Raw genomic sequence first — 7,384 nt, forward strand, 5'->3', positions numbered from 1 at the left:
AGGCCGAGGATCTGCAGGGCGCCCTGTACGCGATGGACCCGAGCACCGCGACGGATGCTCTCGGTCAGGTCGAAGGGGCCGCAGACAGCGTCACAGGGGCTCTCGAAGAGGGGCCGCTGACGCGGGTCGAGCAGATGAAGCGAGGGTGGCAGGGGTGGCTCTCCGAACTCGTCAACACGCAGGGGCCGATGGGCGAGGCGGCGTCGTGGTTTGCGGCGTTCGGCGGGGATATCGTCGGCGCGGTCGCAGCGCTCGGGCCTCTCGCCCTCGCAATCGTGACGTTCCGTGGTGCGCAGGTCGCTGCCACCGCGGCGACCGTCGCGAACACCGCGGCCACGGCGGCGAATAACGTCGCGTGGTACGCGTCCCCGGTGACGTGGATCATCGCGGCGATCATCGTCGCGATCGGTCTGCTGATCGCTGCCGGCATCTGGCTGTGGCAGAACTGGGATTCGGTCACGAAGTGGATCGGCGAGGCGTGGTCGAACCTCATGCTCGGGTTTTCGATCGCCGGCCAATTGGCCTCGGATTGGTTTCGGGGGTTCCTCGGCGATATCGGCGACGGCGTGAATTGGCTCGGCGGGAAAATCGACGAGATCGTGAAATGGTTCACCTCTATTCCGCAGCGAACGGGTGAAGCATGGACGGGTCTGCTGAAAATTGTCGGCGACGTTGTGCGGAATATACAGAACACGATCATTGACGTTTGGAATATGACGCTCGGTGGAAAGTCGTTTAATATTCCGATTATCGGCCAGGTCAATTTCCCGAAGTTCGCCAATATTCCCGCGCTCGCAACGGGGGGCATCGTCACAGGCCCCACCCTCGCCCTGATCGGCGAGGCCGGAACCGAGGCCGTCGTGCCGCTGTCCGAGAGCGAGCGCTACGGGTTCGGCGGCGGCGGCGATGACGGCGGCGACACCGTCGTCCACAACGTCCTGAAACTCGACGGGCGAACGGTCTACGAGTCGGTGGAACGCCACCGGCGCAAGCGGAGGTAACTCAATGCAGCAAGGCCCATCGGGGTTCGCGTCGGCTCTGGCCGCGCGGACCCCGCTCACCGTGTCGGCCCCCGTCCCCTCGGCGGGGGCCGACCTCGCGGCATCCGACGGGTGGGGCGAGTCGATCGAGATCGTGCGCGCGCTCTCGGGCGAGCTACCCGACTCGGCATCCGACGTCGTCGGCGGGATCTCGGCCACCGTGAAGGTGACCGGCGACGCATACGCCGCGGGTGCGCCGCAGCCACTGCGCCCGCGGGATCTGCGGGCTTGGCTCGGCTCGTCGATCGACGTCGCCGCAGGCTACGACGGTCTGACCGTTCCCGTGTTCTCGGGGCAGGTCGCCGACCTCGACGCATCCGAGGCAGACGGCGAGGTGACACTGTCAGCGCGCGACGCGGCGGACCGGCTGAATGCCCCCGTGCGCCTGCCTGCGTTCGGCTCGACCGTCAGCGCCTACACGCTCGGCGCGGTTCGCCGCTACCCGACGAACACCGAAGCCGTCGTGGTGAACATCTTGCACGCGAACGGCATCCGCGTGACACCGGCCCCGCGCGCCGGCTGCGAACTCAGCGTGCCCTGCGTGGGCGGGTGGATCGCCGATATCGGGTGGGTCATGCCGACCGGCGCGGGAATTGCGGGCCCTTGGCTGAGCGCAGGCCGGCTCGGTTCGGCCCCGTTCGGTAGCGTCAACCTGGCCGGATTCACTCGGGCGCAGTGCGCCTACCTTCTTGGTTACACCACCGTCGAGGCGTTCATTCAGATGCCGACCGGCACTGACCGGCGGACCGCGTTCCGGCTCAACCTATTCGGGGGGAGCGTGTGGGTGGAGGTGGAAGCCGGCCGCGCGTACGTGTACTCATCCAACGACAGTGCGAGCGGCCTCGTGGCGCAGGTGACCGGCATCGGCACGGGGTGGCAACACCTAGCCGTCGAGGTCAAGGGAAACAGCTACGTCCGAGTGTGGCTGAACGGCGCCGTCTACGGCACGTCGACGAGCACGTGGACGGTTAACCCCGGGTCGGGGTTCATCGAGCGCGTGACGTGGGGGGACGTCCGCATTCAAGGGCTCGCGCTGCACTTCACCTCGCAGCCGGGAGTGGGGCCGGCGTCCAACATCAGTGCTTTCGAGCCCGCAGCTGACGTCAGCCGCGGCGCTCTCGACCTGCTCACCGTGCCGGAGATCGACGGCGACAACTCGTGGGACACGCTGAAACAGATCGCGCAGGCTGAACTCGGCATGGTCGGGTTCGACGAACTCGGGCGGTTCTTCTTCCGCACCCGCGCCGACCTCGGCGCGCGGGTCAACCCCGTCACGACGTGGGGCGTGGACCTCGTCGATGACATTCGCGCGAGCGCATCCGTCGACGCGATCCTGACCCGTATCACCGCACGCGTGAAGTCCGCGCCCGGCATCGAACAGACCCTGGGCGGTGGGCCTCTCGAACCCGTGCCGGCTCTCGTCGCTGACCGCATCATCGAGATCCCGACCGGTACGTCGAGCGTTGTCCTGTCCACGTCGACGCCGTTCACCCCCGGCCGTCAGGTGCTGCCAAGCGTGACCACGCCGGCGTCGGCGGAGCAGACGTCGGGGTTCGTATTATGCAGCGATCGAGCGGGCACATCGCCCTACACCGGCACATCGGCTCGCGCGTGGATCACCCCGCTGTCGCAGACCAGCGTCAAGGTCACGTTTTTCAGTTCGATTAGCTCGACCCTCTACGCGGTTGTTCCGACGAACGATCAGTGGAGCGAGCCCCGCGTCGACGGCCTCGTCAGCGGTGGGCCGGGGCTGTGGATATATGGCACCCGGTTTTCCGATGAGGCTCGCACTGAGCAAACCGTCGACCGGGCGAACGCTGCAGCCGTCGCGACGTGGGGCACCCGGCTGAACGCATTCGGCGAGTCGGTGTGGTGGCAGGACGCCGCGACCGTCGACCCGTTCCTCGCGGCCGTACTGAACGACACCGCCGGCCCACGCGCGACGATCGCCGACGTGACGGTGCCGGCTGACCCCCGCCTGCAGCTGGGTGACCCCGTTCGCCTCGAAGACGTCACCGGGCGCGTGCCAGGCATCGTCGCGCGGATCACCTCGATAAAGCTGCGCATCTCGCTCGACGTCGAGGGTGGAATGATCGGCACCTACGGGCTTCGTCAGATCGTGGGCACAGTCCCGGACGTGTCCGGGCATCCCGTCAGCGTCACGCGCACCGTCGGCAGTACGACCGTCATGGACGCCGCGGCAAGCGGGTTCGACTCGCAACAGTGGCAGGTTGATCGCGGCGACGGGTGGGGCGATCTCGCCGGCGAAACCGGGTCGACCTACACGACGCCGGCAGCAACGGTCGGGATGGATGGGTGGCGCTACCGGTGTGTGTTCCGCTCGCTCGCCGGGACGGACTACACCCGGCCCGCGACTCTCACGGTGGCGGCGCCTGTGGTGGCTGCACCGTTGGTCACAGTGCACCCGAGCACGGAGGGCCGTTACGTCGAGGTCAATGGGCCGACAGGTGCCTATTTAGTGCGGCTCGACGCAGCCGCTACGGGGTCGGGTGTGTCGTGCCAATGGCAGCGGCAGGTCGCGCCTTCGGGGCCGTGGTCGAACATCGCCGGCGCGACGTCGACGCAGCTGCAGCACGCCGTCACCGCGGCGAATGGGTACATCGGTGAGCCCGCGACCGCTTACCGGTTCCGTGCGGTGTTCACCAACGCCGGCGGCACCACCATCACCAACCCGTCGGGCGTCTGGGACGTCGCCGACTACGTGGCTTAGGAGGAACGATGACACGAGTCAGATTCAGATACGCCGACCCTGCACCCTCTGGCATCGACCGGCCCGCGCACGGGGCGGTGCGCCTGGCGCTCGCGGTGCCGGAACGCGACAACGGCACGCTGCGATCGCAGGCGTCGTTCACGGTGCCGCTCGTCGACGGCGAGGCGACGGTCGAGCTGTCACAGGGGTATTGGCGAATCGTTCCCTCTGGTGTCCGCGGCGCGGTTGAACGGTGGGTGCGCGTGCCCGACTCGACAGACGTCCTCAGCGAGTCGTCGCTGCAGGAGATCGACCCGGAAACAGTCGAACCGACAATCGAACGTCTGCCGACGTGGACCGACCTCGCGCGCCGTGTCGACGCGATCGCCGCCGGCGGCGGTGGCGGTGGGGGAGGGGTGAAGATCGTCCGCGATCCGCAGTTTGCGGGCGCGCTACTGCTCACCGTGACGGCTCCGCAGTCAGCGCCGGTCGTCACGGCGCAGCCCGGAACCAAGTCGGTATCGGTAGGCCTGCGGGCGACGTTCACGGCCTCGGCGGATGGTGACCCGGCTCCGACGTGTCAGTGGCAGCGGCGCGCGAACTCGGCACAGGCATGGGCCGATATCGCCGGCGCGACAGCCCCGAGCTATACGACGCCCGCCCTGACCGCGACCGACGACGGCAGCGAATACCGAGCCGTATTCACGAACTCGATCGGATCGACTGCGACCGACGTCGCCGTGCTAACCGTCACGGCCGCGCCCGCGATCCCGATCGTGACCAAGCAGCCCGCGTCGACGCAGATCAACAACAGCGAAACGGTGACGCTGTCGGCCGAAGCGACCAATTACGACAGCGTGCAGTGGTACGTGCGCAACTCGGTGGGCGGTCAGTTCGTCTGGGCGAGCGTGCCGGGCGCAACGTCGGCGACGGTCACCATCGGGCCGCCGTTCAACTCGGCCGTGTTCCGCGCCAGATTCGACAATGCTGCCCGCCGACACAATCCCCGACGGGGTCGGCGGCATCCCCGCCGGCCTCGTCACCGCGGCCGGCGATCTCATCGTCGGCGGCTCGGACGGAAAGCCGCAACGCCTCGCAGCCGGCACGAGCGGCCAGGTGCTCACGCGTGACACCACCGCGCCGGCCGGCGTGAAGTGGGCGACGCCGGCGACGCCGGGCGCGGGCGGGGGAGCGATCACCGGTCTACGTCGGTTCGATATCACCATCCCCGGCAAACTCGCGGTCGGCATGAGCGAGGCGGCAATCTGCCCCGGCGAGGCCGGGTGGATACGTCGCATCATCGGGTCGCTGGGTACGAACGCAGGCGAGTCCGGTCTGCTCGTGAACGTCCTCCGATCGCCGGGCACGAGCCCGTTCGTGCAGAGCTACACGACCGTGTTCCCCACGCCCGCGGGCCGGCTCACGTTCAACCGCAGCCCCGCCGGCGATGTGGGGCCGGCGTACCCGACAGACATTCGCGACTATGCGCGTGAGGACGTCAGCCCCGCGGCCGGCTATCCCGCAGCGACCACATTCAAAATCGCCGTGGATGCGATCGCCGACGCGCGCTACACGAGCGTGCCGGGGGCCGACCTGACGGTGAGCATTCTGTGGGAGCCCGTCACGTGACGGTGCGCAGCCGGCTGAACACGAACGCGCGGGCATGGGTGAGCGGCATCAACGGTGTGGAGAACTACACCGCGCGCGGCCGGCCGGATGAAGCCGCCGCGGTCATGTCGGCGATCGCCGGCCTGCCCGCGGCGTTTCGTCCGCAGCGGATGCTATCGGGCGCGATCAGCGGGGGCACGGACGTTTTCATCATGGGCGCGCTCGACCCCGAGACAGCCGTCGCCGACTTCGGGGCGAGCGGTGGCCGTGACAGCTGGCAGGCGAGCGTGAGTTATCAGCCCGACCGGCGGCTCGCGGTGATGACGCTCGTCGGTCAGCGGTCGGGCTCGGTCGTGCACGAGTGGGGGCACGTCGTCGACTTCGCGTGGGCGCGATCGCAGGGCGATGAACGGAACCTGTCGACGACCTACCGCGATTGGTTTCAGGCGAACTCGCGCGAGATCTCGTGGGCGTACAACGACACCTATCAGGAATGGTTCGCCGAGTATTTCCGGTGGCGGCACTTCGTCAACACTCGCGTGTTGCTGGAAGGGGCCGCGAACCGCGTCGAGCAGATGCGCGAGAACGATCGCATCTGGCGGACTCTGTTCCCGTTCCTGAGCCCGCTCGCGTCCATCGAGCAGTTCCCTGCAGCGACGACTGAGGTAACCGCGAGCGAGTGGAAGCGGCCCGAGGTCCCCGACCCGTTCGAGGCAGCGAGTTACGCGACCCTGAACGGTGACGGGTCGGCCACCTTCTCGACGACTCGCCCGCCGGGTTCGCCAACCTTCGGGGTGGCGACAGTCGAGTCCAGCGTCGTCCTGCCAGCGACCCGGCACGTGCGCGTGCAGGTCGACGTAAGCGTGCCGGCCGGCCCTGCGGTGCTGCGTTTCCGTGTCGGTCAGGGTGGCACGCAATCCTCGCGGTCGTTTTTCAGCCGTGTGGTTCCGACTGGGCAGAGCACGATCGAGGCGTCGGTCGAGGCATCCGGGTGGACCGATATGCGCCTGCAGACCTACCTCGATTGGACTGCCCCCGCCGGAAACCTCGGCGTGACCATCGTGCGCCCGCGCATCTTCAGCAGCTGACCGCCGCCCCTCTCCCGCCTATCTGCGGGAGGGGGGCGGCGTTTCGGCGTTCCGGGAGCGCGACGGGTGGGCCGGCCACCCCTCATTCGGACCCGACGCCGGCGACATTGCGCTGAGGTAGGCGCGGTGGATGCGCTCGCACGCGAGGCGCAGCGAGGTGCCCCATCCGAGCAGCTCGTCGCCGGCCCCGTGGTGGTGCACCGCCCGGTAGCGAATGCCGTCGACGGTGCGCCTGATCTCGATCGTGCCGTAGCGCTTTCCGGCCGGCTCGACCATGTGCCAGGTGCCGGGAGAGATCTCGACGGCTGCGAGCATCGGGTGCCATTCGGGCATGCCCGCGAGCGTATTCCGGGGCGCCGACACGGGGGCGGATTGTGCGCGACTATGCCCTGCAACGCAGCACGACGATGAGTTCTGCCATGCACCTGCCATGCAGGGGGTCGATGAACACGAGCGGGAAAGCGAAAACCCCCGGCTAACCGGGGGTTTTCATGGTGGGCGATGCCGGACTCGAACCGACGACCTCTTCCGTGTGAAGGAAGCGCGCTACCAACTGCGCCAATCGCCCGTCGTCCTCAACGGGACTCGACTACCTTACCCGATCCGCGGGGGCCGTTCCGACCACGACGATGGACACGCGCGGGCCGCGTCTGGTTTTGCGCACGCCCCGGAATCGGGTAATGTCTTACGAGTGCTCGGGGCAAGCCCCGGGAACAAAATGCGGATGTAGCGCAGTTGGTAGCGCACAACCTTGCCAAGGTTGGGGTCGCGAGTTCGAGTCTCGTCATCCGCTCGAGTGTGAAGATCTTCGTCAGGTTTCCGACGAACGATCATGACACGTGGGTCGAACCACACACGGTGGCGTGGCCGAGCGGCTAGGCACCGGCCTGCAAAGCCGTTTACACGGGTTCGAATCCCGTCGCCACCTCGACGACAAC

The 7,384-nt window shown here is 67.9% G+C and carries 5 protein-coding genes, 3 tRNA genes and 1 pseudogene; 7 read left to right on the top strand and 2 right to left on the bottom strand.

Going from position 1 to position 7,384, the window contains the following annotated elements:
* The 5 genes and pseudogenes from LQV45_RS14150 to LQV45_RS14170 form a co-directional block, all read left to right on the top strand.
* Positions 1-1,001, top strand: a pseudogene (locus LQV45_RS14150) (hypothetical protein); the annotation flags it as partial.
* Between the two features lie 4 nt (positions 1,002-1,005).
* The gene (locus LQV45_RS14155; protein WP_230007582.1) at positions 1,006-3,771 is read left to right on the top strand and encodes a hypothetical protein; all 2,766 of its coding nucleotides are present in this window, start codon (positions 1,006-1,008) and stop codon (positions 3,769-3,771) included.
* Positions 3,772-3,848: 77 nt separating this feature from the next.
* Positions 3,849-4,880: an immunoglobulin domain-containing protein gene (locus tag LQV45_RS14160; RefSeq protein ID WP_230007583.1), complete on the top strand. Its 1,032-nt coding sequence runs from the start codon at positions 3,849-3,851 to the stop codon at positions 4,878-4,880.
* Positions 4,867-5,379 (top strand): hypothetical protein, encoded by a 513-nt coding sequence (locus LQV45_RS14165; RefSeq protein ID WP_230007584.1) that lies wholly within the window; start codon positions 4,867-4,869, stop codon positions 5,377-5,379. The genes LQV45_RS14160 and LQV45_RS14165 overlap by 14 nt, the downstream gene beginning before the upstream one ends.
* Positions 5,376-6,446, top strand: a complete 1,071-nt coding sequence (locus LQV45_RS14170; protein WP_230007585.1) for a hypothetical protein — start codon at positions 5,376-5,378, stop codon at positions 6,444-6,446. The genes LQV45_RS14165 and LQV45_RS14170 overlap by 4 nt, the downstream gene beginning before the upstream one ends.
* Positions 6,447-6,464: 18 nt before the next feature.
* On the opposite strand, the gene LQV45_RS14175 is transcribed toward LQV45_RS14170, so the two are convergent.
* Together LQV45_RS14175 and LQV45_RS14180 are read right to left on the bottom strand one after the other, a co-directional pair.
* Positions 6,465-6,779, bottom strand: coding sequence for a hypothetical protein (locus tag LQV45_RS14175; RefSeq protein WP_230007586.1), 315 nt, complete (start codon positions 6,777-6,779; stop codon positions 6,465-6,467).
* A gap of 159 nt (positions 6,780-6,938) precedes the next feature.
* A tRNA-Val gene (locus LQV45_RS14180) sits at positions 6,939-7,014 on the bottom strand.
* Between the two features lie 152 nt (positions 7,015-7,166).
* On the opposite strand from LQV45_RS14180, the gene LQV45_RS14185 reads away from it, so the two are divergent.
* Positions 7,167-7,239, top strand: a tRNA-Gly gene (locus LQV45_RS14185).
* Between the two features lie 64 nt (positions 7,240-7,303).
* A tRNA-Cys gene (locus tag LQV45_RS14190) sits at positions 7,304-7,374 on the top strand.
* Positions 7,375-7,384 lie beyond the last annotated feature (10 nt).

Source organism: Microbacterium sp. Bi128 (assembly GCF_918698205.1).